The 25,181-nt window shown below is 69.8% G+C and carries 20 protein-coding genes; 10 read left to right on the top strand and 10 right to left on the bottom strand.

Features of this window, described 5'->3' with window-relative positions; all coding sequences use genetic code 11:
• The first annotated feature begins 180 nt into the window (after window positions 1-180).
• The 3 genes from JHY01_RS13855 to JHY01_RS13845 all read left to right on the top strand — a co-directional run bounded on the left by JHY01_RS13855 (window position 181) and on the right by JHY01_RS13845 (window position 6,603).
• Window positions 181-1,992 (top strand): HSP90 family protein, encoded by a 1,812-nt coding sequence (locus JHY01_RS13855; RefSeq protein ID WP_205326237.1) that lies wholly within the window; start codon window positions 181-183, stop codon window positions 1,990-1,992.
• Window positions 1,993-2,046: 54 nt separating this feature from the next.
• On the top strand, window positions 2,047-5,028 hold the full coding sequence (locus JHY01_RS13850) for a tetratricopeptide repeat protein (protein ID WP_205326236.1): 2,982 nt from the start codon (window positions 2,047-2,049) through the stop codon (window positions 5,026-5,028).
• Between the two features lie 198 nt (window positions 5,029-5,226).
• Window positions 5,227-6,603 carry a glycine--tRNA ligase gene (locus JHY01_RS13845; RefSeq protein ID WP_205326235.1) on the top strand — a complete coding sequence of 459 codons (1,377 nt, stop codon included), beginning with the start codon at window positions 5,227-5,229 and terminating at the stop codon, window positions 6,601-6,603.
• A gap of 18 nt (window positions 6,604-6,621) precedes the next feature.
• Here the strand turns inward: JHY01_RS13845 and JHY01_RS13840 are convergent, their stop codons facing one another.
• Window positions 6,622-7,500, bottom strand: coding sequence for a hypothetical protein (locus tag JHY01_RS13840; RefSeq protein ID WP_205326234.1), 879 nt, complete (start codon window positions 7,498-7,500; stop codon window positions 6,622-6,624).
• Window positions 7,501-7,699: 199 nt separating this feature from the next.
• Here JHY01_RS13840 and JHY01_RS13835 point away from each other — a divergent pair, with 199 nt between their 5' ends.
• Window positions 7,700-8,722 (top strand): hypothetical protein, encoded by a 1,023-nt coding sequence (locus tag JHY01_RS13835; protein ID WP_205326233.1) that lies wholly within the window; start codon window positions 7,700-7,702, stop codon window positions 8,720-8,722.
• Between the two features lie 12 nt (window positions 8,723-8,734).
• Here the strand turns inward: JHY01_RS13835 and JHY01_RS13830 are convergent, their stop codons facing one another.
• From JHY01_RS13830 to rpmB, 4 genes are all read right to left on the bottom strand, one after another.
• Entirely contained in the window at window positions 8,735-8,926 is a 192-nt protein-coding gene (locus tag JHY01_RS13830) for a hypothetical protein (RefSeq protein ID WP_205326232.1), read from the bottom strand.
• Window positions 8,927-9,153: 227 nt separating this feature from the next.
• Entirely contained in the window at window positions 9,154-9,459 is a 306-nt protein-coding gene (gene rpsN, locus JHY01_RS13825) for a 30S ribosomal protein S14 (RefSeq protein ID WP_205326231.1), read from the bottom strand.
• On the bottom strand, window positions 9,459-9,629 hold the full coding sequence (gene rpmG, locus JHY01_RS13820; protein WP_205326230.1) for a 50S ribosomal protein L33: 171 nt from the start codon (window positions 9,627-9,629) through the stop codon (window positions 9,459-9,461). The genes rpsN and rpmG overlap by 1 nt, the downstream gene beginning before the upstream one ends.
• Window position 9,630: 1 nt before the next feature.
• Window positions 9,631-9,867 carry a 50S ribosomal protein L28 gene (rpmB, locus tag JHY01_RS13815; RefSeq protein WP_205326229.1) on the bottom strand — a complete coding sequence of 79 codons (237 nt, stop codon included), beginning with the start codon at window positions 9,865-9,867 and terminating at the stop codon, window positions 9,631-9,633.
• 63 nt (window positions 9,868-9,930) lie between these two features.
• Here rpmB and JHY01_RS13810 point away from each other — a divergent pair, with 63 nt between their 5' ends.
• Both JHY01_RS13810 and JHY01_RS13805 read left to right on the top strand, forming a co-directional pair.
• Window positions 9,931-11,220, top strand: coding sequence for a GTP-binding protein (locus JHY01_RS13810; RefSeq protein WP_205326228.1), 1,290 nt, complete (start codon window positions 9,931-9,933; stop codon window positions 11,218-11,220).
• Window positions 11,217-11,474 (top strand): type B 50S ribosomal protein L31, encoded by a 258-nt coding sequence (locus tag JHY01_RS13805; RefSeq protein WP_205326227.1) that lies wholly within the window; start codon window positions 11,217-11,219, stop codon window positions 11,472-11,474. The genes JHY01_RS13810 and JHY01_RS13805 overlap by 4 nt, the downstream gene beginning before the upstream one ends.
• A gap of 226 nt (window positions 11,475-11,700) precedes the next feature.
• Here JHY01_RS13805 and dusB read toward each other — a convergent pair whose 3' ends face one another.
• The 3 genes from dusB to JHY01_RS13790 all read right to left on the bottom strand — a co-directional run bounded on the left by dusB (window position 11,701) and on the right by JHY01_RS13790 (window position 17,127).
• Window positions 11,701-12,858 (bottom strand): tRNA dihydrouridine synthase DusB, encoded by a 1,158-nt coding sequence (gene dusB, locus JHY01_RS13800; protein WP_307814436.1) that lies wholly within the window; start codon window positions 12,856-12,858, stop codon window positions 11,701-11,703.
• 56 nt (window positions 12,859-12,914) lie between these two features.
• Window positions 12,915-14,192, bottom strand: a complete 1,278-nt coding sequence (locus JHY01_RS13795; RefSeq protein WP_205326226.1) for a hemolysin family protein — start codon at window positions 14,190-14,192, stop codon at window positions 12,915-12,917.
• A 97-nt stretch (window positions 14,193-14,289) separates the two neighbouring features.
• Window positions 14,290-17,127 (bottom strand): hypothetical protein, encoded by a 2,838-nt coding sequence (locus JHY01_RS13790; RefSeq protein ID WP_205326225.1) that lies wholly within the window; start codon window positions 17,125-17,127, stop codon window positions 14,290-14,292.
• 322 nt (window positions 17,128-17,449) lie between these two features.
• Between JHY01_RS13790 and dnaG the strand changes: the two genes are divergently transcribed.
• Both dnaG and JHY01_RS13780 read left to right on the top strand, forming a co-directional pair.
• On the top strand, window positions 17,450-19,312 hold the full coding sequence (gene dnaG, locus JHY01_RS13785; RefSeq protein ID WP_205326224.1) for a DNA primase: 1,863 nt from the start codon (window positions 17,450-17,452) through the stop codon (window positions 19,310-19,312).
• 142 nt (window positions 19,313-19,454) lie between these two features.
• Window positions 19,455-20,423: a DUF4190 domain-containing protein gene (locus JHY01_RS13780; protein WP_205326223.1), complete on the top strand. Its 969-nt coding sequence runs from the start codon at window positions 19,455-19,457 to the stop codon at window positions 20,421-20,423.
• 1,448 nt (window positions 20,424-21,871) lie between these two features.
• On the opposite strand, the gene JHY01_RS28140 is transcribed toward JHY01_RS13780, so the two are convergent.
• Both JHY01_RS28140 and JHY01_RS13765 read right to left on the bottom strand, forming a co-directional pair.
• Complete coding sequence (locus JHY01_RS28140) at window positions 21,872-22,072, bottom strand: DUF397 domain-containing protein (protein WP_374199530.1); 201 nt, start codon at window positions 22,070-22,072, stop codon at window positions 21,872-21,874.
• Window positions 22,073-22,142: 70 nt separating this feature from the next.
• A complete protein-coding gene (locus tag JHY01_RS13765; RefSeq protein WP_205326222.1) occupies window positions 22,143-23,201 on the bottom strand; it encodes an acyl-CoA desaturase in 1,059 nt (352 codons plus the stop codon).
• A gap of 182 nt (window positions 23,202-23,383) precedes the next feature.
• Here JHY01_RS13765 and JHY01_RS13760 point away from each other — a divergent pair, with 182 nt between their 5' ends.
• Window positions 23,384-24,337: an ABC transporter ATP-binding protein gene (locus tag JHY01_RS13760; RefSeq protein WP_205326221.1), complete on the top strand. Its 954-nt coding sequence runs from the start codon at window positions 23,384-23,386 to the stop codon at window positions 24,335-24,337.
• Window positions 24,334-25,173 carry an ABC transporter permease gene (locus JHY01_RS13755; protein WP_205326220.1) on the top strand — a complete coding sequence of 280 codons (840 nt, stop codon included), beginning with the start codon at window positions 24,334-24,336 and terminating at the stop codon, window positions 25,171-25,173. Before JHY01_RS13760 ends, JHY01_RS13755 begins: the two co-directional genes overlap by 4 nt.
• Window positions 25,174-25,181 lie beyond the last annotated feature (8 nt).

The raw sequence follows: 25,181 nt of genomic DNA, 5'->3' as shown, positions 1-25,181 counted from the left end.
CATATGGGCGGTGCCCAATCGGGCGGTCCGCGCCGGTTGGTACTGGTTCGTGCATGTCGGCAGGGCCGAAGGCGGCCCGCGTGCCCGTTCGTCCTGAGGGTCCTTTTCACGCGTTCCCGGGATGCGCGGTTTGCTAGTCTGACTGACGCCGAACGACCTCCGAGTGAAGCAGGACGCGCTGTGGCTGAGACAACGCCCACTTCCCATACCTTCCAAGTGGACCTGCGCGGCCTGGTGGACCTGTTGTCCCACCACCTGTACTCCTCGCCGAAGGTCTATGTGCGCGAGCTGCTGCAGAACGCGGTGGACGCCGTCACCGCCCGCGCCCAGATCGAGCCCGGTTTCGCCCCTGAAGCCCAGCAGGTCGCGATCGTCTCGGACGGCAGGCGCCTGCGGATCACCGATCCCGGTGTGGGCCTGACGCTTCCAGAGGTCCACAAGCTCCTCGCGACCATCGGCGGGTCCTCCAAACGGGACGAGGAGATCGAGGGTGCGCGGCGGGACTTCCTGGGCCAGTTCGGGATCGGCCTGCTGGCGTGCTTCACCGTGGCCTCGGTCATAACGGTGACCTCGCGTTCGGCGAAGGACCCGGCGGCGCCGGTGGTCCGGTGGGCCGCCCGCGACGACGGCTCGTACACCGTGACGGAGGTGCCGCTCACCGAGCACCCCGAGCCGGGCACCACGGTCGAGCTCGAGGCCCGCCGCGGCGAGGACTGGTTGCAGCCCAAGCGGGTCGCGGACCTCGCCCGCGGGTACGGCTCGCTGCTGCCGGTGCGGATCACGGTCTCCGACGGCGGCACGCCGGTCGAGATCTCGGACACGCCGCCGCTGTGGGAACGGGAGCACCCGAATCCGACGGCCCGCCGCCTCGCGTTGAACACCTACTGCGAGCAGGTGCTCGGCTTCCCGCCGCTCGACGTGATCGACCTCGACGTGCCGCTCGCGGGCATCAAGGGCGTCGCGTTCGTCCTCCCGCACGCCACGTCGCCCTCGACCCGCCCGGCCCACCGCGTGCACCTCAAGCGGATGCTGCTGACCGACACCGCGGACAACCTGGTGCCCGAGTGGGCGTTCTTCGTGCGCTGCGTGATCGACACGGATGCGCTGCGGCCCACGGCGTCCCGAGAGTCCCTCTACGACGACGAGGCGCTCGCGGTCGCCCGGGACGCGATCGGCGCGCAGGTGCGCGAGTGGATCTCCCGCCTCGCCGCCGAGGACCCGACCCGCCTTTCGGCCTTCCTCGCCGTGCACGAGCTCGGCGTGAAGGCCCTCGCCCGCCACGACCTGGACCTGCTCGCGGCGATGCTGCCGTGGCTGCGGTTCGAGACCACCGCGGGGCACACGAACCTCCCCGACTTCGCCCGCGCCTACCAGCCCCTCTACCTGGCGTCCAGTGTGGACGAATACCGCCAGGTCGCGCAGATCGCCGCCGCGCAGGGCATCGGCGTCGTCAACGGCGGCTACACCTACGACGCGGAGCTGGTGCAGGCACTGCCGCGACTCGACCCGCAGGTCAAGGTCGAGCAACTGCAGCCCGGGGTCATCTCGGCGAGCCTCGACCCGGTCGACACCGGCACCGAGCTCGGCCTGCGCTCCTTCCTCAACGCCGCGCGGGCCCGCCTCGACGCGGTCGACGTCGACGTCGTCGTCCGCGAGTTCAACCCCGTCTCGGTGCCCGCGCTGCTCCTCGACGACCGCGAGTCCCGGCGCGAACGGCAGCGGGCCGAGGCGGAGGCCGAAGCGGACGACCTGTGGGGCGGTATCCTCGCCTCCATCAAGCAGCACGCGCCGCGCGCGCAGCTCGTCCTCAACCATCGCAACCCCACCGTCCGCCGCGTCAGTGCGATCGGCGACCCGCAGCTCGCGGGCACCGCGGTGGAGTCCCTGTACGGTCAGGCGCTGCTGATGAGCCACCGGCCGCTGCGCAGCGCCGACACCGCACTCCTCAACCGTTCCTTCATGAACCTGCTGGAACACATCACCCAGGACTGAGCCGTCCCCATCTCGAATCGGCTCATTCCTCACATAGGACATTTAAGGACTGGTATGGCCACTCCCGACCCCGACGAGATCTGGCGACTGCTCAACGAGGCCCGCTTCGAAGAGGCCAGTGAGGCGAAGGTCGCGGCCCTCGAACGAGCGGTCGAGGCCGCCGACGCCGTCGGCGACCCCGAGCTCCAGAACTACGCCCTCAACGGACTGGTCGACGCCTACGAGTTCTCCCGCGACTCGACCCGCATGCTGGTCCCCTTCGCACGGCTCCTGCGCAACTTCGACTCCCAGCCCGCGCACTTCGACGCCTACCTGACGCGCTCCCTGTACTGGACGTTCAAGTGGATCGTCGACACCATGATCGAGCAGCCCGACGTGCCGCTCGAATCCATCGAGCACTGGCTCGAGGAGATGCGCCGCCGCTACGGCGAGGCCGGCTACTCCATGCACGCCCCGGCCGCCTACGAGATGCAGCTCGCCTACCACGTGGGCGACTACGACCGGGTCGCCGCCGCGATCGAGGCCCTCGGCGAAGCCGAGGAGGACGAGATGTCCGACTGCACCGCCTGCCAGTACACCTCCCTGGCCACCATCGTGTTCTACGCCGAAGAGGACGCCGCCGACGCCGCCATGGAAATGCTCGAACCGGTCCTCTCCGGCGAGCAGACCTGCGCCCACGAACCCCACTACGGGCTCGCGCTCTCCCTCCTGCCCCTGGTCGAACTCGGCCGCATCGACGAAGCCCGCGGCAACCACCTCCGCGGCTACCAGATGTGCAAGGGCAAGGAGGACATGGTCGCCATGATCGCCCTCCACGTCGAGTTCTGCGCCCTCACCGGCAACGAGCACCGCGCCGTCGAGATCCTCGCCGACCACGCCCGCTTCTACGACCTCGACCTCGGCGTGCGCGACCGCCAGCGCCTCATGGAGGTCACCGTCCTCACCTGCCGCCGCCTCGCCGCGCTCGGCTTCGCCGACACCGCGATGCCCGGCCCGGGCGGCACCGAGTGGACGGCGGCGCGCCTGCACGACTGGGCCGAGGCCGAGCGGGCCGCGATCTGCGCCCGCTTCGACGCCCGCAACGGCAACGACCACCACTCCCGGATGTCCGCCTGCGTCGTCGAGTCCACGCCCTACGACAAACCGGTCCACCTGGGCCTCAAGGAACCCAGGCCCCGGCAGCCGGTCGAGGCGCCCGCCCCCGAGCAGGCCCAGGGCCCCGACCTCGACGCCGCGATCGACGCCGCCTACGCCGCCTACGACGCCTGCTCGCCCGACACCTGGAAGGCCTGGCTCCGCGTCGGCGCCCTCGCCGACGCACTCGGCATCGAGCTCATCGCCGAGCACCGCGCCGAGATCGCCCACGCCAGATCCGCGCAGGCCGACGACCCCGCCACCGTGGTCGAAGGCCTCACCCGCGCCATCGAGCTCTTCGGGGAGGCGGGCCAGCCCGGCCGCGCCCTCGTCGCCGAGTCCTTCCTCCTCATCCACCGCTCCGAGGCCGAACCCGAAGCCGTCCGCGACGGCGCCGACCGCATCACCGCGACCGCCCGCGCACTCAAAGCCGAGCAGCGCATCGACGACCGCAGCTTCCACACCAGCCAGGTCCTCGCCATGCGCGCCGAATACCTCGCCTCCGCCGCCAGGCCCGACGCGCTCCCCGCCGACCTCGACGAGCGCGCCCGCGCCCTCGAAGCCGAACTCGCCGCCTGGACCGGGCAGCGATACGCGCTCATCCGCCGCTGCGACCTCCTCGACCTCCGCGCCCGCCTCGCCTCCGACCCGGCCGCGAAGACCGCGCTCCTCACCGCCCAGATCGACCTCGCCCGCGAGGCCGACGCCGGGTGGGCACTCGCCCGGGCCAGCGCCGACCTCGCCGACCAGGTCGGCCTCACCGGCGACTTCGAAGCGGCCCTCGCCATCTGCCGCGACGGCCTCGCCGCCCTCGGCGGCGAACCCTCCCACACCGTCGCCGCGAAGCTCCACCTCCAGGCCGCCGAGTTCACCATGCGCGCCGCCGACCACGCCGCCACGTACGAGCACGCGCTGGCCGCCTCGATCCACTGCGACGCCGCCGGCATGACCGTCCCGGCCGCCGTCGCCCGCCACCTCATGGGCGTGGCCCTCGTCGAGCTCGACCGCCGCGCCGAAGCCGTCCCGCTCCTCGAAGCCGCCCTCGAAGACCTCCCCGACCAGGAACTGTGGCGGGTCTGCAACGTGCGGTTCAACCTCGCCGAGTCCTACGACCGCCAAGGGGACACCAGGCAGGGCGTCGAGCACGGACTCGCGGCCCTCGCCCTCATGGAGTCGGCCGAGGAGGACTACCTCGTCAACCTGTACGCCGACACGCTGTTCCTCACCGGTGAGCTGCTCGAGAAGCTCGGCGAGCACGACCACGCCCTCGAGGTCTACTCCCGCGCGATCGAAGCCGCAGACACCGTCGGCGACCTCGCCTCCTGGACCCGCGTCAGCCGCGCCCGCGCCTGGCTCCTGCGCACCATCATGGGCGACGGCGCCTTCGGCGAGGGACTCCAGACGATGGCGCAGATCGCCGCGCGACTCCACACCGTGCGCGCCGACCCGGCATCGACCGACACGCTCCGCGAGGCCGCCCGTTTCGAACTCGGCGAGACCTACCGCCAGCACGCCCAGTTGACCTTCCAGTTCTTGGAGAGCCAGGCCGGGGAGCAGGGCCTGCGCCGGGACGAGGCCGAGCCGGTGCTGGACCTCCAGCGCCGCGCGCTGGCCGTGTTCCGGGAAGGCCCGCTGCTGCTCGAGCGGGCGAGCCTGACCGCGCACCAGACGATGTGGCTGCTCTCGGAGCTCGGCGACACGCAGGGTGCGATCACGGTGGGGGAGGACGCCTTGACCTGGCTCACCGCACCGGAGTCCGCCGAGGCCCGGGAGGGGTTCGAACAGCACCTCGCGGACCTGCGGCAGGAGCACAGCGCTGATTTACGGCTCGCAGGCTTCGCCGAGGGCGAGACCCGACCGCCGCGGTGCGAACCTGTGACCGGCCGCGGTGTGTTGATGTGACCGCGGCGAATCCCGGGACCGCTGCGAGGTACGCTTGCTCACTGGCGGACCGCACTTGACGTGCGTCTCGGGCACAGACTCAGCATCAAAACTGGGTTGACCGAGTAACCGCCGCCTGGGCAATCTGCTCAGAGGATCTCAACCGAGAGCAAACATCCGCAGTCTCACCGACCGCCAGCCGGATCGAGAGGAATCATCGTGTCCCAAGACCGCACCGAAGCGCTCATCAGCCTGTCCAAACGCCGCGGCTTCGTCTTCCCCAGTTCTGAGATCTACGGAGGCACCCGCTCCGCTTGGGACTACGGCCCGCTCGGCGTGGAGCTGAAGGAGAACATCCGCCGCGAATGGTGGAACGCGATGGTGCGCGAGCGCGACGACGTGGTCGGCCTCGACTCCGCCGTCGTCCTCAACCCGCAGGTGTGGGTCGCCTCCGGCCACCTCGAGGAGTTCACGGACCCGCTCACCGAGTGCCAGTCCTGCCACAAGCGCTACCGCGCCGACCACCTCATCGAGGCCTACCAGGAGAAGCACGACGGCCGCGAGCCCGAGAACGGCCTCGCCGACCTCACCTGCCCGCACTGCGGCGCCCGCGGCTCCTTCACCGAACCGCGCATGTTCAACGGGATGATGAAGACCTTCCTCGGCGCCACCGAGGACACCGAGAACACGCACTACCTGCGTCCCGAGACCGCCCAGGGCATCTTCGTGAACTTCACGAACGTCATGACCGCGTCCCGCCGCAAGCCCCCGTTCGGCATCGCGCAGACCGGCAAGTCCTTCCGCAACGAGATCACGCCGGGCAACTTCATCTTCCGCACCCGCGAGTTCGAGCAGATGGAGATGGAGTTCTTCGTCGAGCCGGGCACGGACGAGGAATGGCACGAGTACTGGCTCCAGACCCGCTGGGACTGGTACGTCGACCTCGGCCTCAAGGAAGAGAACCTGCGGCGCTACGAGCACCCGAAGGACAAGCTCTCCCACTACTCGAAGCGCACCGTCGACATCGAGTACAGGTTCAACTTCGCCGGCAGCGAGTTCGGCGAGCTCGAGGGCATCGCCAACCGCACCGACTTCGACCTCTCGACCCACTCGAAGCACTCGGGCGCGGACCTCTCGTACTTCGACCAGGCCAAGGGCGAACGCTGGACCCCGTACGTGATCGAGCCCGCGGCGGGCCTGACCCGCTCGGTGCTGGCGTTCCTCATCGAGGCCTACGACGTCGACGAGGCCCCGAACACCAAGGGCGGCGTCGACAAGCGCACCGTGCTCCGCTTCGACCCGCGCCTGGCCCCGGTCAAGGCCGCGGTCCTGCCGCTGAGCCGCAACGAGGACCTCTCGCCGAAGGCGAAGGACCTGGCCGCGACCCTGCGCAAGCGCTGGAACGTCGACTTCGACGACGCCGGCGCGATCGGCCGCCGCTACCGCCGCGCCGACGAGATCGGCACGCCCTACTGCATCACCGTCGACTTCGACACGCTCGAAGACCAGGCCGTGACGATCCGCGACCGCGACACGATGAAGCAGGAGCGCGTCGCCATCGACCAGGTGGAACAGTTCCTTCTGCAGCGGCTCTGACTGCTCGAACGAATGTGACTAGAACCTGCTGGGGCCGATCTCGATCCGATCGAGATCGGCCCCTTCCGGTATCCAGTCGGCCGGCACGTCCACATACTGCGCCGACTCGCCCGCCGGGAAGGTCCGGAACCCGCCCGAATAGAGGTCGTAGCCGCTGTCCGCGGGGAACCCGCCGAGGAGCCTCCCCACACCGTCGCGGAACAGCACCGCGATCTGCACATCAGCCTCCTCGGACGCCTCGGCCCGGAAGTGCACCCGGTACCCGTCCGGGCTCGCCAGCGGCTCCAGCCCGGTGAACGAGAAGGTCGGCAGCGCGTCCGTGCTGAACCAGACCTCGTCGTCCCAGAACTCCGAGGGGTACAGGATCGTCGGATCCAGCGGCTCCAGCGTCAGATCCTCCACGTCGTACTCGCCCGCGCCTACGGTCATCACGTAGCCGAACGCCGCGGTCGAATGCGGCGGAAGCCAACCGAGGTACATCGTGTCCAGGTTCACCGGGTACCCGCGATCGGTCGTCATCTGGATCGACAGCGAACCGGGGACCAGCTCGCCGTCGTGCGGGTTGTCTACCACGACCGCCACGAGCACGTACTCCTCGCCGTCATCGCGGGTGACCCTGCTGAAGCCGTGCTCGACGATCTCGAGCTCCACCTCTTCCTCGACGAACGCCGCCTCGTCGTCGTAGGTCTCGGGCTCCGGCGAGGGCAACTCGTCGACCGCGGCGATCTTCGCGTCGGGTCCCGGACGGTGCTCGACCGCGGCCACCAGCGCGACCACCGAGACCACGAGCGCGATCACGAACGGCAGGCGCGGCAGCGGCTCGGCCCGCATATGCGCATGGGTCGCCAAGTCCCGCAACGCACGTGCGAGGCGCTTGAGCCACCGTTCCGAAGGCATGGGGTTCCTAGCCGAGACCGCTACACTTCCAAAGCAACGGTAGCAGTCGAGTCACAGGAGCGAGGGTGTCCGAATCCGCCTCCCCGCAGCGGTGGGGCGAGGAGCACATGATCGACCTGGGCGCCGTCGGCGAACCCGGGCCGGCCTCCGAACCCGCCCGTCGCCGACCCGCCGATTCCCGCGGATCCCCAACGCCGCCTTGGCATACGCGGCCATCGCCATCGCGCTGGCCGCCGCCGTCATCACGGTCGTCAAGTGGTCCCCGCTGCACCGGCCGCTCGCCGAGTCCACTGTCGCCGCCTTCCTCGAAGCGGTCCGCGACGGCGATGTGGAGGCCGCGCTCGCCTACACCGACCAGGAGGACGCCGAAGGCGCGTTCCTGGTGCCCGAGGCGCTCGACTCCCGTTGGGAGATCACCGAAGTCGCGCAGGTCGAGTACACCGACGACGGCGACGGCATCGCCACGGCCGAGGTGTACGCCGAGATCGAGGGCCCCGACGGCTCCCGTATCGGGCACCGGTACCACGTGACGATCGACCACGGCGACGCGGAGATCACGGGTGCGCTCAACGAGACCGAAGCCTGGGGCTCGTTCGACCACCTCGACCTCAACGGCGTCGAGATTCCCATCGACCTGCAGGCCGAACCGGAATACATCATGCTCCTGCCCGGCTACTACGAGTTCTACCCCGATATGCCGTCCACGATGGAGTTCGAGACCGAGGGCTCGATGCTGGTGCTCGGAGACAAGTTCCTCTCGCCCGAGGCCGGCGTCGTCGACGACTGGATGCCCTCGCCCTGGCTGCTGGTCTCCCAGGAAGGCGAGGACGAGGTGAACGCGGCCCTGCAGGCGTTCCTCGACGACTGCGCCGCCGATCCCGCGGCGGAAGCCTGCCCGTTCGCGTTCCCGCACGACCCGAACCGCGACCTCGCGCTCGCTCCCGGCACCCACTGGGAGGTCACGGCCTATCCCGAGGCGCGCGCGGAGCGGCTCTGGTACGAGCACGGCCTGGGCTTCCGCCTCGACTCCTCCCTGCCGGGGGAGGCGCGGGCGCAGGTGGAGATCACCGAGGACGGCGAGACTCGCGAGGCGCTGGTGAGCTGCCTCGTCTGGGTGAGCGGGCTCTATGCGGCCTTCGACTTCGAGGCCGGCTTCTCGATCCACGCCGGTGACGGCATGTACGAGGACCGCTGCCGCGCCGTCATCGAGGTCGACGCGTAGCGGCGCCGCGGGTCATTCGCTGTGGATGACGCAGCCGCAGTCGATCCAGTCGTGTTCGACCTTCTCGGTGTGCGTGATGGAGTAGTTCGCCTTGCTCTCCGACGCCCACAGGGCGGCGGGGCTGGCGGGCACGTCGGCGGCGGGCTCGGCGAGCGGTTCGGGCTCACCGGTCTCGGCGGGGGCGGTCTCCAATTGCTGGGCCATCGCTTCTCCACTCATGTACGGCTCGCAGACCTCGCTGAGCCGCTCCTTCGTTCTTCGAGTCAAACGCAGGAGGAGCTCACATGGTTCCGGGCTTGAGAGCAGCCTCACAACGGACTCGCAACGCCCACGATAGCGCCCTCTTGCGACAGGCGTATAACGCTTTCATTCCATGGAGTCGCAAGAGGGCGCCGACCAGCTGCGGTGTTTGACCGATGTGTGGCGAATTACTACCAGGAAGCCTTGCGCAAACCGGGCAATTCGCCACGGTGCGCCATCTCCCTGAGTCGGACACGCGACAGTCCGAACTTCCGGTTGAACCCGCGCGGGCGGCCGTCAACGGCGTCCCGGTTGCGCAGCCGGGTGGCCGAGGAGTCGCGCGGCAGCTTCTGGAGCTTCACCACGGCCGCCGCCCGCGCCTCGGCATCGGTGTCCGGGTGCGCGATCAGCCGCTTCAGCTCGGCGCGCTGCTCGCGGTGGCGCTCGACGAGGGCCTCGCGCTTGTGCTGCTTGGCGATCATGCTCTTCTTGGCCATTACCGGTCCTCCCTGAATTCCACGTGCTTGCGCACGACCGGGTCGTACTTCTTGAGGACCAGGCGGTCCGGGTCGTTGCGGCGGTTCTTGCGGGTCACGTACGTGTAGCCGGTCCCCGCGGTCGACCGCAGCTTGATCACGGGCCGGATGTCGGTGCTCTTGCTCGCCATCTCAGACCTTCTTCCCCTCGGCCCGCAGCCGCGCCACGACGGCCTCGATCCCATCGCGGTCGATCACCTTGATGCCCTTGGCGGACACCCGGAGTCGCACGTGCCTGCCCTCGCTGGGCAGGTAGTACCGCTTGTTCTGCAGGTTGACGTTCCATTTTCGCCGGGTCTTGTGCTTCGACCACGGCACGTTGTTGCCGAAGCCGGGTCCGGCGCCGGTCACCTCGCATGTTCTGGACACGGTGGTCCTCCTCTCGCGAGGACCAGTATAATGACAATCGTTTTCAAATAGATCGGAGGCCTCATGAGCCAGGACGCCCAACCGAGTCGATTCACGGCGCGCGAGCCTCGCCGAGGCCGTGCCTCAGTCGCACCGGCCGACCTGCGACCGGCGCTGACACTCCTGACCGGCTTCGCCCCCAAGGCGACCCGCGAGGCCGCCGACCTGCTCACCCTCGCCGACCCGAGCCTCCTCGTCGTCACCTACGACCTCGCCGAACTCCTCGACACCGGCACCGTCCGCCGCATCGTGCGCGACGGGAGAGGGGACCTCGAAGACGAGCGCGTGACCCTCGAACACGGCTGCATCAACTGCACGATCCGCGAAGACCTGCTCCCCGCCCTCGTGCGCCTCGCCCGCTCCCGGCCCGCCAGCGACCTCGCCCTCCTCCTCCCGCCCTCCATGGAGCCCGAGTCCGTCACCACCGCCTGCGGCTGGTGCCATGTCGACGGCGAACCCGTCTCCGAGGTCATCCGCATCGACTCCGTCGTCGCCGTCTGCGACCCCGGCAGCCTCCTCGAGACCCTCGACTCCGACCAGGACCTCGCCGACCGCAAACTGCAGGCCGCCGACGACGACACCCGGTCCGTCTCCGAAGTCGCCGCACGCCAGATCGAATTCGCCGACACCGTGCTCCTCTGGGCGCCCGACTCCGAACTCGACTACGAGCACACCCGCCTCGCCGTCCTGCTCCAGCGCCTCAACCCCTGGGCCCGCCACCTCGTCCTGGACGTCTCGGAACCGGCCTGGCTCTCCGCCCGCATCCGCCGCAGCGGCCGCTTCGACCCCGAAGCGCCCGAACCGCACGGCCGCGGCCTCGAGGGCTACGCCGTGGGAGCCCATGAGCCCGAACCCGACTGCGGCGTCGTCGCCTCCGTCTTCCGCGCCCGCCGGCCTTTCCACCCCGAGCGCTTCCACCAGGCCCTCCCGACCCTCGCCGGCCGGACCCTGCGCGGTCGCGGCCACCTGTGGCTCGCCGGGCAGCCCGACACCGTCGTGGCCTGGGAGTCCAGCGGCGGCGGCGTCTCGATGGGGGACATGGGGCTGTGGCTCGCGGCCACCCCCGATGAGAAGTGGGAGGAGTCGAGTCCCGAACGGCGCGTCAACGCCGATCTGCACTGGGACGCCGACTTCGGCGACCGCGAGATTCAGCTGGCGTTCGTGGGTATCCACTTCGAGGCCGACGAGATCGCCGCCGTGCTCGACGCGTGCCTCCTCACCGACGACGAAGTCGCCGAAGGCGTCGCCGCATGGCGGGAATACCCCGACCCCTTCGAGGGTTGTTTCGAAAGCAAGGAGAGGAACCAGGAATGAAGCAAGGTATTCACCCGAAGTACGACTACGTCGTCTTCCGCGACCGCGCCGCGGACTTCGCCTTCCTCACTCGGTCCACGGTCGGTTCGGCCGAGACCGTCGAGTGGGAGGACGGCAAGACCTACCCGGTGATCGACGTCCAGATCTCCTCGGCCTCGCACCCGTTCTGGACCGGCAAGAGCCGTGTTCTGGACGACGAGGGCCGAGTCGCCAAGTTCTACAAGAAGTACGGCAAGACGGCCCCCGCCGAGTAGCAGGGGCGCAAGACGAAAGGGGGACCTCCCGGCACCGGAGGTCCCCCTTTTCGATGCCCGGACCGGGCGCACGCGGTCCCATCAGCACGGATCCCCAGACCAGTGGCTCCTGTGCCGAGGTCACCACGTACGCCTTCGGGAAGACGTTCACCCTCCCCGAACCGATCGCCGCCGAAACTGACGCCGCGAGATTCGGGCCGGTGCCCGCCAGGCGGCGAAGCCGGACTCAGCCGCCTGAGGAGTCGATCTCGGCGCCTTCGGGGACGGTGAGGTCGTCGCGGTTGTCGAGCCAGCCGTCCGGGAGGGTCACCTTGCCTGGGCTGTTGGTGCGGCCGCGCGGCTTGCCGATGGTCGACTCGGGGAACGGCGCGGCGGCGTCGAGCTTGCCGAGGAGGTCTTCGAGCTCGTTCAGGTGGGAGACCATCGAGAGCTCGCGGCGCAGCTCGCCGCCGACCGGGAAGCCCTTGAGGTACCAGGCCACGTGCTTGCGGAACTCGCGGCAGCCGTGCTCCTCGGCGTCGATGTTCCGCCGGGCCTCGTACGATTCGGCGCCCGCGATCCACTCGACCAGCAGCTCCGCGTGCCGGTACATGACCTTCGCGACCTCCCCGAGAGAAGGCATGATGCGCCGCTCACGGCCGTTGAAGGCCGCTTCCAGGTCGCCGAACAGCCAAGGCCTGCCGAGGCAGCCGCGGCCGACCACGACGCCGTCGCAGCCGGTCTGCTCGACCATGCGCAGCGCGTCGTCGGCCTCCCAGATGTCCCCGTTGCCCAGCACCGGCAGATCCAGGTGCGCTTTCAGCGTCGCGATCGCGTCCCAGTCGGCGGTGCCCGAGTACCGCTCGGCCGCGGTGCGTCCGTGCAGCGCCACCCACGCGACGCCCGCGTCCTGGGCGATCTTGCCCGCTTCGAGGTAGGTCAGGTGGTCATCGTCGATGCCCTTGCGCATCTTCACGGTGACGGGGATGCCCCCGGCGGCGTCGACCGCCGCGGTCACGATCTCGCGGAACAGCTTCCGCTTCCACGGCAGCGCCGAGCCGCCGCCCCGCCGGGTCACCTTCGGGACGGGGCAGCCGAAGTTGAGGTCGATGTGGTCGGCGAGGTCCTCGTCCGCGACCATCCGCACGGCCTTGCGCATCCCGGCCGGGTCGACGCCGTAGAGCTGCAGGCTGCGGGTCGTCTCCTCGGGATCGAACTCGATCAGCCGCATGGTCTTGGGGTTGCGCTCGGTGAGCGCCACGGTCGTGATCATCTCGCACACGTAGATCCCCGCGCCCTGCTCTCTGCAGAGCTTGCGGAACGGAAGGTTCGTGATCCCGGCCATGGGTGCCAGCACCACCGGCGGGTCGACCGGGGCGCCTGCGAGCGCGAGCTGCTTCGTCACCGGTCCATTATTCCAGCGGTCCGGCCCCGCCGCCCCGCCCGGTGACGCGCCGCACCTCAGTCCTCGGCCGCCAGGCGGCGGATCCGCACGGACGTGATCGCGTGCTGCTCGACCTCGGCGACCTCGAATTCCCAGCCCGAGACGCGTACTTTGTCGCCCGGGACCTCCGGGAGCCGCCCGAGGCGCGCCAGCATGAGGCCCGCGACCGTGGTGAAGCTCCCTTCCGGCGGGTCGATCAGCTCGATGCCGAGGTCTTCCAGGTCGTGGATCGGGAAGGTCCCGGGCACGGTCATCTCGCCGTCGGCGCGGTGCTGCACGCCCATCACGTCGCGGTCGGTCTCGTCGTAGATCTCGCCCACGAACTCCTCGAGGAGGTCTTCGAGGGTCACGATGCCGTCGATGCCGCCGTGCTCGTCGACGACCACCGCGAACTGCTCGTGGTCGGTCTTGAAACGCCGCAGCGCCTCGGAGACCCGCAGCGAATCGGGGAACACCACGACCGGGCGCATCGCCGCGACCAGGTTCGTCGAGTCGTCGAGGAGGTCGCGCAGGTGCACGACGCCGAGCACGTCGTCCAGGCCGGTCTCGCCCGTGACCGGCGCCCGCGAGTGACCCGCGGCCGCGAGCGCCGACCGCGCCTCCGCGACGTCCATATCGGACGGCAACTGCAACACGGCGCGGCGCGGGACCAGCACCTCGCGCAGCCGCCTGGCGTGGATCTCCAAGGCGCCGACGATGATCTCCCGCTGCTCGGGGTTCAGGGCCCGCTGCCCGGACACGAGTTCCCGGAGCTCGGAAGGGCTCATCTGCTCGCCGTCGGTCTCGTTGCCGCCGCCGAAGACCCGCACCACCAGGTTGGTGGACTTGCTGAGCAGCCACACCACCGGGCGCGCCGCGGCCGAGAGGAAGTCGAGCGGCTTGGCCGCCATCAGCGACCACGGCAGCGCGTACTGCATCGCCAGCCGCTTCGGGGCGAGCTCGCCGAACACCAGCGTGAAGAACGTGAGCACCACCGTGACCAGGCCGACCGCCACCGCGTCGGCCGCTCCGCCGAGGAAGCTCAGCAGGGGCGCGATCGGTTCGGCCAGCGACACGGCCGCCGTCGCCGAGGCCAGGAACCCGGCGAGGGTGATGCCGATCTGGATCGTGGCGAGGAACCGGTTCGGGTCGCGAGCGAGGCGCACGAGGGTGCGCGCGCCCTTGCCCTGCTCGCGCTCGAGCGTGCGCAGCTGGCCCTCGCGCAGGGACACCAGCGCCATCTCGCTGCCCGCGAAGAGCGCGTTCAGCAGCACCAGCACGCCCACCAGCGCGAGGTTCCATCCGTAGCCGTCCATGACCTGCCCGTCTGTGAGAGTCGTATCAGCACAAGGTAACCGATATGACGAGGGCCGCCCGGCGGTGCGCCGGGCGGCCCTCGATCGGGTCGTCGTCTTATTCGAGGTCCACGGTCACCGAGGCGCCCCAAGGGTTGCCGGCGACCTCGTAGGCCCCGGCGTAGGAGAACCCGTCGCCGCCGACGGTGCCGCCGCCGGGGATGGTGGCCTGACCGTCGAGGTACGAGTGGAGCTTCTGGCCCGTGAAGTCCGAGACCAGGACCACCGCTGCGGTCCCGTCGTAGCCCTTCGCGTTGAGCGCGGGCGTCTCTGAGGCGCAGATCGGGTCGGCCATGCGCGAGTCGGCGAGTTCCTTCGTCACTTCGCCGCCCGAGACCCAGCTGATGGTGGCCTCGCCGCGGCTGGTCGCGATGAACGCGCCGCTCTGGGCGCCCACGACCAGGCAGGTCGGGTTCGCGCCGACCTCGGTCGCGGCGGTCTCCTTGAGGGAGCCGTCGAGTTCGTGCACGGTGCCGTCGGCGGTCGCGACAGCCGAGGCGTCCTCGGTCGCGGCCACGTCGGCGACGCCGCCGTCGAAGCCGGTCGCTTCCCCGGCGGTCGCGTCGAACGCGAACTCGGTGCCGTCGTAGTGCTGTGCCGCAAGGCCTTCGAGCGTCGAGGCGAGGTCGACGACCGCGACCTGGCCGGCGCTCAAGTCGCCCACGATCGCGTAACCGGCGGTCGCGACCTGGTCGCGTCCGGCCCCGCCTTCGACGTCGCTGCGTGCGGCGCTGAGCGAGCCGCCCGAGTTCGACCAGGCGTCGACCGAGGTCGGTGCGGTGAACGGGAGTTCGACGGTGCCCACGATCGCGGCGCTGCCGAAGTGCCCCGGGTTCGGCAGGCCGGGGTAGGACTGCGACCAGCTGGACTGGTACGAGCCCTTCTTGTCGCCCAAGGCGATCACGACGAGCGAACCGGTCTGCGTCTCGGGCGTCCACGTGGTCACGAGCGCGAGCTCGTTGCCGTCGGTGAGCGCCACGTCCGTCGGGACCTGCCCGTCCGGCAGCTGGAGGCAGGTGCCGCCCTGCGCGCCGCTGATGCCCGCGGTGGCGATGATGCCGGACGAGAACGCGATCACGGAGTGCGCGTTGACCTCGGCGCTCTGCTCGGGCCGTGCGAGGGCCACGGGCTTGCCGAGTTCGCCGCCGAGCCCGGCGACGCAGTCGGCGGTCGCGCCTTCCTGCAGTTCGAGTTCGGGTCGGCCCTCGTCGGTGAAGCGTCCGCCCGCGCGGGGCGTGAGGCCGAGCGAGGCGTCGGTCGATTCGACGACGGTGACGTGGTCGATGCCGGTGAGCCCGGATTCGTCGGTGAGGTAGCCGAGCTGGCCCTGGATGCTGCGGTCGGCGTCGCCGAACAGCGGTTCGCCGGCGAGGACGTCGCCGCTCGCGGCCGCGAGCTCTTCGGCGCCGTTCTCGCCCGCTTCGCCGTAGCGCCAGGTGAACCATTCGGCGGTGCCCGCGGCGGCGGCGAGCTCGGTGTACCGCTCGGGGGAGAGGGCCTCAGCGCCGCCGGTCTCGCCCGAGGCGTCGCCTTCGCCGTCGCCCGGTTCGGTCGGTTCACGCGGCGGTTCGGCGCCGAGCATGAGGACGATGCCGATGATGAGGCCCAGGGTGATGAGGCCGCCGATGCCGTAGATGGCGTAGCGGACGCCGCGGTGCGTCGGCGGGGCGACGCGCGCGTTGCTCGGTGCGGGCTCGGCCGGGGCCTCGGGCTGCTCGGTCGCTTCGCCGGTGCGCTGCGCGGGAACGGCTTCGGGTGCCGGTGCTTGCCGCGTTCCCTGGTCGGCGTACGCCGACTCGGGGAACTGCTGGTCGCTGTAGGGTGCCGCACCGCCGTACGCGGACTGCGGCGCGGCGGGGAAGCCGTCCTGCTGCGCGGCGTACGGGTCCGATTGCTGCTGTTGCGGTTCGGGAGCGGACCCGAACGCGTCGGCGCCCGAGCCGTACGCCGCGCCGCTGCGCTGCTCCCCGTAGGAGCCCTGCTGCGGCACTGGCGGGAACGGCTCGCCCTGCTGCTGTTGGGACTGATATTCCTCGCGGGCCTGCTGGGCCTCGGCTTGGATCCGGTCGGCCTGGTACGGGTCGGACTGGTAGAGGTCCTGACCGCCGGCTTCGCCGCGGTACTGGTTGTGGCCGTAGACGTCCGCCTCGTACGGGTCGGAGCGCAGCTCGGGGAACTCGAGGCTGCCGCCCTCTTGGGCGGGCTGGCGCGGCGCGTCGTAGGTCGGCGGGTCGAACCCCGGGGCCTGGGGTGCGGCGTTCCGCTCGGGGAAGTACTGCTGCTCCGGGGCGGGGGCCGTCGCGGCCGGCGGGGGCTCGCCCGCGGCAGTCCAGGCGGCGCCGCCGCTCGAGAGGCCCCAGCCGGTCTGCGACTGCTGGTGCATCCAGTCCTGGCTCGATTTCGGCGGCCAGTCGGGTGCGTCGTCGGTGGAGCCCCAGTCGCCTTGCGGCGCAGGCGCTTGCCGCGCCGGGTCCTGGTAGCCCGCGTCCCGGTGGTCCGACTGGTCCGGAGCGCCGGCCTGCGGTGCCTGGCGCTGCGCGCCCCCGAACGGCGTCTCGCCGTACGGCGGGTTCCCGCGCTGCGGTCCCGGCTGCTGCGGCACCTCCGGGGTCGCGTCGTCGAACGCGCCCCATTCGCTGCGGCGTGCCTCGGGGTCGAGCTCTTCGAACGGTCCGGCCTGCTGCTGCGGCGACGCGGCGAAGAGGCCTCCGCTCTGCGGGGGACGCAGGAACCGGTCGGCCGCCGACTGCTCGTCGTCCGGGGTGTCGGGGTCCGGCGCGGTGGAAGGCAGGTGGCCCACTCCGCGCGCGGTGATCCGGGGCGGATTGGTGGGTGTGGCCGCCGGTTCACTGGTGGGAGGCCAGGAGGGCGGCTGCTCGGGCGATGGGTCCGGCATGATAGGCGACTCTAGCGGATCGGACCGCGCTCGCGTGAGGCGTGGTCGGGAAAGGTGCTAACGAGAACCATGGTACAGCGGGCCGTCGTACGGGTCCTGATCTGCGCCAACGGTTTCCGCGAGGCGGCGTCGTGACGTGACCTTCGCGACGCGTCCATGGTGGCCGATCCCTCACCGGCGGTTTCTTTCCGAGGTCGGGAGACTACCGAGCGCTCGGGTCCCCGGCGGGCCGATCGACTTCGGGGCTCACACCCGGCGGCGTCTGCGAGCGGGTTGTCAGGGGGACCAGGCAGAATGGTGGAGCAGCGAAAAGAGGTGAACAGTGGCGGGGCGAATCCGGGACGCCGATATCCAGCTGGTGCGCGAGCGCGTGGATATCGCCGATGTCATCGGCGAGCGCGTCACCCTGCGCAACGCCGGTGGCGGCAATCTCAAGGGCCTGTGCCCGTTCCACGACGAGCGCTCACCGAGTTTCAACGTCACGCCCGCGCGGGGCGTCTACCACTGCTTCGGCTGCGGCGTCGGCGGTGACGCCATCACGTTCCTCACCGAGCTCGACGGCCTCACCTTCGTCGAGGCGGTCGAGCGCCTGGCCGCCCGCGCCGGCCTCAAGCTCACCTACGAGGACGTCGACGGCCGCGTGCAGCGCGGCCCCTCGGGAGCACCCGGCCTCAAGCAGCGCCTGCTCGACGCCCACACCGCCGCCGCGGAGTTCTACACCAAGCAGCTGCTCAGCCCCGAAGCGCTGACCGCCCGCCAGTTCCTCACCGCCCGCGGCTTCGACCGCGACGCGGCCGCCACGTTCGGCTGCGGCTACGCCCCCGACTCCTGGGACGCCCTCGCGAAGCACTTGCGCGCCAAGGGTTTCACCGCCGAGGAGCTGAACACGGCCGGCCTCGCCAAGCCTTCGCGCACCGGCAACCTCATCGACCGCTTCCGCCGCCGACTCGTCTGGCCCATCCGGGACTCGTCCGGCTCGGTCATCGGCTTCGGCGCCCGCAAGCTCTTCGACGACGACCAGGGTCCCAAGTACCTCAACACGCCCGAGACGCCGCTGTACAAGAAGTCTCAGGTGCTCTACGGGATCGACCTGGCCCGCAAGGAGATCGCCAAGACCGGCCGGGTCGTCATCGTCGAGGGCTACACCGACGTCATGGCCTGCCACCTCGCGGGCGTCCCCATGGCCGTCGCCACCTGCGGCACCGCGTTCGGGCCCGAGCACATCCGCATCCTGCGGCGCTTCCTGTTCGACTCCGAGTCGGCCGATGGCCGCATCATCTTCACCTTCGACGGCGACGAGGCCGGGCAGCGCGCGGCGCTCAAGGCCTTCGACGAGGAGCAGCGCTTCGTCTCGCAGACGTACATCGCGGTCACCCCCGGCGGGCAGGACCCGTGCGAGCTGCGCCAGAGCGCGGGCGACGCGGCCGTGCGCGAGCTCATCGAGCGGCACACGCCTCTCGTCCAGTTCGCCCTCGAACGCGCGATCGTCAAGCATGATTTGGACACGGCCGAGGGCCGCCTGCACGCCACGCGCGCCATCGCACCCCTCTTGGCCCGGGTCAAGGACCGCGGGCTGGTCGAGGAGTACATCGGCGTCTACGCAGGGCGCCTCGGCAAGGAGAAGGCCGAACTGCGCCGCGCCGTCCAGGGTGCGGCCACCGGTCAGCAGCCGGAGGCTCCCGCAGGTCCCAGGCGCGAGCCTCGCGCCGACTCCACGCAGTTGCGTGCGCAGCGCGAGGTCCTGAAGGTCGCCCTCCAGCAGCCGCAGATCGCCGGTCCCTACTTCGACGCGGTCGACGCCACGCCGTACACCGACCCGAACTACCGGGCGGTGCGCGAGGCCATCGCCGCCGCCGGTGGTGCCGCGAAGGCGGCCGCGGGCCCGAACTGGATCGCCGCGGTCCAGAACGCCTGCACCGAGCTCGCCGCCGGAGCCATGGTGAGCGAGCTGGCGGTGGAGGAGTTGCGCCTCGCGGGGGAGCCGGACGGCCTCTACGTGCGCACCATCCTCGCCCGCATCCAGCGGCCAGTGGTCGAAGCCGAGGTCGCCGACCTGAAGCGCCGCCTCCAGCGCATCAACCCCAGCACTGACAAGGACGAGTACATGAGGCTCTTTGGCCAGCTCATGGGCCTGGAGCAGCACGTGCGGTCCCTGCGGGACCAGGCCGCCAACGCGTTCGAGTAGGGCCCGGGCGCGCGGTCCGGGAACCGGGCGGTATCCGAGACAGCCTCTCCTTCTCGTGTTGTGATGCAGGTAATAGGCATGTCGTTCAACGGTCGAGTGTCCCACCGCAGCGTGTTCGGCAGCCGCATCTGGAGGGGGAGCCATGTCCCAGCCGCCTGCCTCACCGTCGCCCGGGCCGTTCCAGCCGAACGAACCGAACGAGCCGCCGTCGTATGAGGCGCCTCCCGGGCCGTTCCAACCGAACGAGCCGAACGAGCCGCCGTCGTATGAGGCGCCTCCGGGGCCGCCGCCGTATTACCCGCCGCCGCCCGGCCCGCCGGCGGGTGGTCCAGGAGCGCCATCGAAGACCATCGCGATCCTGGCCCTCGTCTTCGGTGGTGCGGCGCTGCTGTTCGGCTTCATACCCGTTGCCGGGATCTTCATCGGCGGGCTCTTCGCCGTGACCGGCATCGTGCTCGGCATCGTCGGGATCTTCAAGTCCCACCGGCTGATGTCGATCATCGGCATCGGCCTCGCCGTACTGGGTCTGATCGTCACGGTGATCGTCACGATCGCCGTCGGCAAGGCGGCCGAGGACATCATCGAGGACTGGCCGACGGACTACTGGTCCGAGACCGAGACTGATGATGGGGACGAGGGCGAAGGCGGTCCCGGCCAGGGCGATGCGCCGAAGGACCAGGTCGTGGACGGGACCGACCCGAACGCCCCGCTCCCGGCGGGCAGCGAGGTCACCACCGGGAACTGGACCGTGGTCATCAGCGACGTGGTGCCCGACGCGACTGCTCAGGTGCTGGATGCCGACGAGTTCAACACGCCCCCGCCTGAGGGGTACCAGTTCTTCATGTTCACGGTCGATGCGACCTACCAGGGCGAGGAGTCCAGTACCGCTTGGGCCGACCTGCTGTTCGGAGTCTTCGTCGAGGATAGCGTTTACACCGAGGCCTGCGGGTTCATCCCCGATGACCTCTTTTACGCGCCTGAGGTGTTCACGGGCGGGACGGCTACGGGCAACCTCTGCCTGGCCGTGCCGACTGCAGGGATCGAGACCGCCGCGATAGGCGTCGAGGACTATTGCGCCGCGGGCCCGCGCTACTTCGTCGCCGCGGAGTGAGTTGGCTGGGCGGTTGTCCAGCGGCTTTCCGCCGGGGTGCGGGTTGCGGTCAAACCGGGCAGCGACGGAGGGGTGGGTGGCGGGGCTGGCGGGGTGGCGCGCCTCGGGTCGGATTCGGTTGGGACGCAGTCGATCAGGCTGGGTGTGGGGTGGGGAACATGAGGAGGTTCTCCACCTGTGGGTGATGACAGTCGGGGGCTGTATGGGGGACAATTGAGGTACGTACAGGGACAGGAAACTGGTACAGGTGTCGGGGTAGGTGTAAGCAGACTACGACAAGCCTCTGGCCGATCCGACAAACCGACTTGTTTCGAGGCGACGACCCGGTAAGCCAGGGTGCTCCTCCGCTGGAGGCGTCCGATCTCACCCCCGTGCCATCGCCCGCAGCTGTCCGCGCCCCCGATGGGCCGTGACTGGGTGGACGATCCTTGTTGGGATCACCCCAACCAGCAGGCGATGCCGTACACGACGGCACTCGCGATTCGAGCAAGACCCGTCAGCGTGAGGGGCGAAGCCAGACCGAGCATTACAGGACTCGGCCCGGGCAGCACCAGCACGTCCATGGCGAGCACCACCCCGTCCCGGCAGCGCCGCGCCCGCAAGCCCGCGCGCCTGCAGGACGGACCCGAGGAACAGGAAGCCAGCCTTGGGAGGCGAAACCGCCACCACCGGCATCCACCCGGCATCCACCCGGCATCAGCCCGTCACGCCACCGGCATCCACCGGGCGGCCGCACCACTTCCTCAGGGACGGCAGGCACCAGCACCCGCCCCGGCAGGAACAATGCGGCCAGACGAGGATCGACTACGAGACCACGAGCGGAGGTGAAACGACCATGCAGTATGCGGCACTGCCCCCAAAGCGGCACAACGAAAGCCACCATGATCGCGGACCGTTCCCCGCGCCCACCTGCACCCGAACGGCCACCGCCCCGGCCCGCACCACCAGCGCCACCACCACCGCCACCGGCGTCGTCAGCGACACGAGCGCACCGCTCCAGCAACAGCAGCAACAGCAGCAACGGCTGCAGGGGCAACGGCTCGATTCCGGCCGGGGCCTCAAACGCGGTGAGGGCCCCAGTGCGCCGCGAACCGCCGCCGGGGCCCTAGCGCGGCCAGGACCCCAAGTCCCGCCCGGGTCCCGTATCCGGCCCGAGCCGCTATCGCTGCGAGGGCACCGACTCCTGCCAGGACCCCGAGTCCGGCCTCAGTGACGGCAACGCACCCGAATCCCGCCGCTCCAGTCGCTGATCGCTTGACCGCGACCGGCAACCAGCCCGCACGGCGGCATCACCGCCGGATTTGATCCTCACCGTTCTGTCGCTTCGCTCTGACCGCGCGATCTGAGCGTTCACTCCGGAATGGACGAGCTGTACTACGTTGCGCTCCAGGTTCTCTCCGTCTGTACACGGCCCCCTTGATGCAGCAGCGCAGTGAAGTCGGCGGTCTTCAGGTCGAAGATCGGGGAGCCTTCGCCAAGCTCGCTGTCCCGGACCTGGAAGCCGGAACCTGCGGACCTGGTCTCGACACACCGCTGTCCTCGGCGCCCTGGCTACGGGAGGCCTTGCGCCACGGGCTGACCGCCAGCTCGACGCAGTTGGTATTTGCGCCCTGACTTCGGCTGGACTTGCGCCAACCACCTTGGCTCATCGCTGGATGGCATGGCGGCAGAGCAATCGGGCCCGGATCGCATCGCGATCCGGGCCCGATTCTCGTTCGTTTATGCGGCGCTTGCGGACTGCGGGTTGCGCAGCGGCTCGCCGTGGGCGTGGAGTTCGCCGAGGGCTTCCCGCCAGGACTGGATCAGGCCGGTCGCGTGGTAGGGGATGTTCTTCTCCGCGCAGAACTCTTCGACGATCGGCTGCGCCTTGGCGAGGTTCACCGAGGGCATGGCCGGGAAGAGGTGGTGCTCGATCTGGTAGTTCAGGCCGCCGAGGGCGAAGTTGGTGAACCAGCCGCCCTTGACGTTGCGGGAGGTCAGCACCTGCTTGCGGAGGAAGTCAAGCTCGGTCTCGCCGACGAAGGTCGGCATGCCCTTGTGGTTCGGCGCGAAGACCGAGCCCATGTACAGGCCCCACACGGCCTTGTGCACCAAGAGGAAGAGGACGGCCTTGCCGGGGGAGAGCACGATGAACAGGGCGCTGAGGTAGGCGGCCCAGTGGATCGCGAGGAACAGGGCTTCCCAGCCGCGGTTCTTCAGGCCCGGCTTGAGGACCGATTTGATGCCCGACCAGTTGAGGTTGAGGCCTTCGAGGGTGAGGATGGGGAAGAACAGCTGCGCCTGGTACTTGCCGAACCAGGTGGTGATGCCCTGCGCGAAGCCGGCCTGACGCTTCGACCAGACGAAGAGTCCCGGGGAGACGTCGGGGTCGAGCTCCTCGTGGTTGGGGTTGGCGTGGTGGCGGTTGTGCTTGTCGTTCCACCAGCCGTAGCCCATGCCGTTGGCGAGGTTGCCGGTGAACCAGCCCATGCGCTCGGAGGTGGCGCGGCTGCGGATGACCTGGCGGTGCGCGAGGTCGTGGCCGAGGAACGCCACCTGGGTGCTCACGAGGGCCATGAACACGGCCGTGAACATCTGGAGCCAGGAGTCGCCGATCAGAGCGAACGCCGTCCAACCGCCGACGAAGACGGCCGCCATGAGCGCGAAGCGGATCACGTAGTACGCGGGGCGGCGGGCCATGAGCCCGGCCTGGTTGATCCGCTTGCCGAGCTCGGCGAAGTCGCTGCCGGTCCGCGGCTTCTCGGGGGCCTGCGGCGACCTGTCGGCGATGAGCGTCATGGAAAGGTCCGTTCTGTCGGGAAACTTCGACTCCTTCATCCTTCCTCCTGCGGAGCCACTTGTAACTACCGCTGACCCGTCAATCGGGGTAGGGCAAGCACTACCCCTACTGGCCGGTATTTATGAAGGATTCGCTTCAAAATGCGTTGCGGTCTGTCAGACCCCGGGCTTAGGGTTGCCCCATGCCAAATGACAACGAGATCCTGGTGCGCGCCGAGGACCTGCGAAAAAGCTACGGCGAGCACGAGGCCGTGCGCGGCGTGGACTTCGAGATCCGGCGCGGCGAGGCCTTCGGCTTCCTCGGCGCGAACGGGGCGGGGAAGTCCACCACGATGCGGATGATCGGCTGCGTCTCCCAGCCCACCGGCGGGGAGTTGGAGGTCTTCGGCCGCGACCCCCACACCCAGGGCGCCGAGATCCGCGCCCGACTCGGCGTCGTACCCCAGGACAACACCCTCGACGGCATGCTCACCGTCTTCGAGAACCTCGTCGTCTACGCCGGCTATTTCGGCATCAAGAAGAAGGTCGCCAAGGCCAAGGCCGCCGAGCTGCTCGAGTTCGTGCAGCTCTCCTCCCGCTCCAAGGACCAGGTGAACGAGCTCTCCGGCGGTATGCAGCGGCGGCTCGCCATCGCCCGCTCGCTCATCAACGAACCCGAGCTCGTGATCCTCGACGAGCCCACCACCGGCCTCGACCCGCAGGCCCGGCACCTGGTGTGGGAACGGCTGTTCCAGCTCAAGCAGCGCGGCGTCTCGATCCTCCTCACCACCCACTACATGGACGAGGCCGAGCAGCTCTGCGACCGGCTCGTCGTGATGGACGAGGGCCGCATCATCGCCTCCGGCTCCCCCCGGGAGCTCATCGACACCCATGTCACCAAGGAGGTCGTCGAGCTGCGCTTCGGCGCCGCCCACACCACCGAACTCGCCGAACTCGCCTTGACCCTGAGCGGGATCGGCGCCCAGATCGAGGCCCTGCCGGACAAGATCCTGGTCTACACCGACGACGCCGACGACACGAGCGGCGCGCTCGAGGTCCGCGACATCCATCCCACCTCGACCCTCGCCCGCCGCGCCACCCTCGAGGACGTCTTCCTGCGCCTCACCGGCCGCGCCCTCGTGGAGGACGAAGCGTGACCGCTCTCGACAGCGCCTCCACCGAGAGCGCCTCCCTCGGCGTCGACCGCACCGCACCCACCGCGGCCCAGGCCGCCTGGCGCGCCTTCAACCTCCAACTGGCCCTGTACAAGCACGTCTGGCACGGCACCGTCTTCACCTCGGTGCTCCTGCCGATCCTGTACATGGTCTCGATCGGCATCGGCGTCGGCGCCTATATCGACTCGTCCTCCGTCGGCGGCCTGACCTACGCCGAGTTCATCGCCCCCGGCCTGATCTGCTCGGTCGCCGTCATGATGCTCGGCAACGACATGGTCTTCCCCGTCTTCGGCGGCTACGCCGACTGGGGCGGCGGCTACCTCGCGCAGCGCGCCACCCCGCTGCGCCCCGTCGACATGCTCAACGGGCACCTCGCCTACGCGGCCGTGTTCCGGCCCTTCACCAACTGCACGATCGTCGCCGTCGTCCTGGCGCTCTTCGGGGTCTACACCACCTCCTGGTGGGCCGCGTTCGCGGTCATCGCCGCCGCGCTCGTCTCGGCCTCGCTCGCGCCCTGGCTCCACTTCTGGGCCTCGAGCCTGAAGAACGACGCGAACCTCAACATGATCTTCCGGTTCGCCGTCATGCCCATCTCCCTGTTCTCCGGAGTGTTCTTCCCGGCCAGCGAGATGCCCGGCTTCCTCCAACCGCTCGTATGGGCCTCGCCCCTCTGGCACGGAACCGAACTGGCCCGCGCCGCCACCGCGGACGTCGCCCCGGCTCTGCCGCCGTTCGCCCACATCGCCTACCTGGCCGCGCTGGCCGTCGCCGGGTGGTTCGCCGCCCGCTGGCGGATCCAGAAGCGCCTGAACTTCTAGGAGCCCCC

This window comes from Glycomyces sp. YM15 (assembly GCF_016918015.1).
Taxonomy (GTDB): domain Bacteria; phylum Actinomycetota; class Actinomycetes; order Mycobacteriales; family Micromonosporaceae; genus Glycomyces.
This window is presented reverse-complemented; position numbering and strand designations above follow the sequence as displayed.

Coding starts and splice junctions, on each gene's coding strand:
- JHY01_RS13850 (WP_205326236.1), top strand. CDS start 2,047: ATGGCCACTCCCGACCCCGACGAGATCTGGCGACTGCTCAACGAGGCC.
- JHY01_RS13840 (WP_205326234.1), bottom strand. CDS start 7,500: ATGCCTTCGGAACGGTGGCTCAAGCGCCTCGCACGTGCGTTGCGGGAC.
- JHY01_RS13830 (WP_205326232.1), bottom strand. CDS start 8,926: ATGGCCCAGCAATTGGAGACCGCCCCCGCCGAGACCGGTGAGCCCGAA.
- rpsN (WP_205326231.1), bottom strand. CDS start 9,459: ATGGCCAAGAAGAGCATGATCGCCAAGCAGCACAAGCGCGAGGCCCTC.
- rpmG (WP_205326230.1), bottom strand. CDS start 9,629: ATGGCGAGCAAGAGCACCGACATCCGGCCCGTGATCAAGCTGCGGTCG.
- JHY01_RS13810 (WP_205326228.1), top strand. CDS start 9,931: ATGAGCCAGGACGCCCAACCGAGTCGATTCACGGCGCGCGAGCCTCGC.
- JHY01_RS13805 (WP_205326227.1), top strand. CDS start 11,217: ATGAAGCAAGGTATTCACCCGAAGTACGACTACGTCGTCTTCCGCGAC.
- JHY01_RS13795 (WP_205326226.1), bottom strand. CDS start 14,192: ATGGACGGCTACGGATGGAACCTCGCGCTGGTGGGCGTGCTGGTGCTG.
- JHY01_RS13790 (WP_205326225.1), bottom strand. CDS start 17,127: ATGCCGGACCCATCGCCCGAGCAGCCGCCCTCCTGGCCTCCCACCAGT.
- JHY01_RS13780 (WP_205326223.1), top strand. CDS start 19,455: ATGTCCCAGCCGCCTGCCTCACCGTCGCCCGGGCCGTTCCAGCCGAAC.
- JHY01_RS28140 (WP_374199530.1), bottom strand. CDS start 22,072: ATGAGCCAAGGTGGTTGGCGCAAGTCCAGCCGAAGTCAGGGCGCAAAT.
- JHY01_RS13765 (WP_205326222.1), bottom strand. CDS start 23,201: ATGACGCTCATCGCCGACAGGTCGCCGCAGGCCCCCGAGAAGCCGCGG.
- JHY01_RS13760 (WP_205326221.1), top strand. CDS start 23,384: ATGCCAAATGACAACGAGATCCTGGTGCGCGCCGAGGACCTGCGAAAA.